Consider the following 1,551-nt stretch of genomic DNA (forward strand, 5'->3'; position numbering starts at 1 on the left):
CGAGCAGCGGCACCACGGCGCTGCCGTCCTCGGCCAGGGCCAGCACCGGTGGCTCGGCGCCCTTTTCCGCCAGCAGCGGGGCGAGGCTGCGGATGACGATGCCGGCGGCGCACAGCGCCACAAGCGGCTGGCCGGCGCGATAGAGGGCGCGCAGGGTCTCGCCGAAGTCCTCGTAATGACGCTCGGCGCCATCGGCGCGCCCGCGCAGACCATGGATCACGGCCTGTGGATAAAGCCCCTGGAGGCGTTGGGCAGTGGCCAGCGCGCTGGCGCCGAGGATGACGATGTTCATGCGGTAAATCCTGTAGCCCGGATGCAATCCGGGAATGGGTTTCCCGGATTGCATCCGGGCTACGGCCTTGTGACGGGTAGGGCGGGTGCAACCCGCCAGTTCTGCGTCGGCGGGGTTGCACCCGCCCTACGGGATCCCCCCCGCCATTTCTGGCCGGGCACCAGAATCATCGAGAAGTACGGCGAATCCATCGGCTCCACCTCGTCCAGCGGCACGATCTTCTGGCTGGCCATGGTGGCCCGCTCGACGTAATGGGCGCGGCCATCCAGGCCCAGCTTGCGCAGCACGCGGCGTACCTTGTCGAAGTTGCGCCCGAGCTTCATCACCACGGCGGCCTCGGCGTCGCGCAGGCGCTGTTCCAGCTCGTCTTCCGCCAGCACGCCGGAGAGCACGCTCAAGGACTGGTTGCGATACACCAGCGGCGTACCGAGCACCGAGGCGCAGCCGAGCATCGAGCACACGCCGGGCACCACCTCCACCTCGTAGCGGTCGGCCAGGCGGTCGTGCAGGTACATATAGGAGCCGTAGAAGAACGGGTCGCCCTCGCAGATCACCGCCACATCCTGGCCCGCGTCCAGCAGTCGGGCGATCTGCTCGGCGCAGGTGTCGTAGAAGTCGGCGATCACATCTTCGTAGGAGAGCGGCGGGGCGAGCTTCTCGGTAGTCACCGGGTAGACCAGCGGCAGGCGCTGTTGGGCGGCGTCCAGGTGCTCTTCGATGATGCCGAAGGCATTCCCGCCGTGGCCGGCATTGTGCTTGGCCTTGGCCACGAAGTAGGCCACCACCGGCGCCGACTGGAGCAGGCGCAGGGCCTTGAGGGTAAGCAGCTCGGGGTCGCCGGGGCCGACGCCGAGGCCGAGCAGACGACCGGCCATCATTCCACCTCCGAGGCCAGGGCGTTGACCGCGGCCACCGCCATGGCGCTGCCGCCACGGCGGCCACGCACGATCACGTAGGGCACGCCGCGGCTGTCTGCGGCCAGGGCATCCTTGGATTCCGCCGCGCCGATAAAGCCCACCGGCATGCCGATGATCAGCGCCGGCTTCGGCGCGCCGGCGTCGAGCATTTCCAGCAGGTAGAACAGCGCGGTGGGGGCATTGCCGATCACCACCACGCTGCCTTCGAGATGCTCGCGCCAGTGCTCCAGGGCCACCGCCGAGCGGGTGTTGCCCAACTCGCGGGCCAGTTCCGGCACGCCGGTGTCGTGCAGGGTGCAGATCACCTCGTTGTTCGCCGGCAGGCGTGGGCGGGTGATGCCC

At 69.0% G+C, this 1,551-nt stretch carries 1 protein-coding gene and 2 pseudogenes; all 3 read right to left on the minus strand.

What is annotated here, in order from left to right; translation table 11 throughout:
- Positions 1-292 (minus strand): annotated as a pseudogene (locus N878_RS20095) (precorrin-3B C(17)-methyltransferase); the annotation flags it as partial.
- 134 nt (positions 293-426) lie between these two features.
- Positions 427-1,170: pseudogene (locus tag N878_RS20100) on the minus strand (precorrin-2 C(20)-methyltransferase); the annotation flags it as partial.
- The coding region (locus tag N878_RS20105) for a precorrin-8X methylmutase (protein WP_021445345.1) at positions 1,167-1,551 on the minus strand (385 nt) is incomplete at its 5' end. The gene N878_RS20105 and the pseudogene N878_RS20100, both read right to left, overlap by 4 nt.

It is taken from the genome of Pseudomonas sp. EGD-AK9 (assembly GCF_000465935.2).
Lineage (GTDB): Bacteria > Pseudomonadota > Gammaproteobacteria > Pseudomonadales > Pseudomonadaceae > Aquipseudomonas.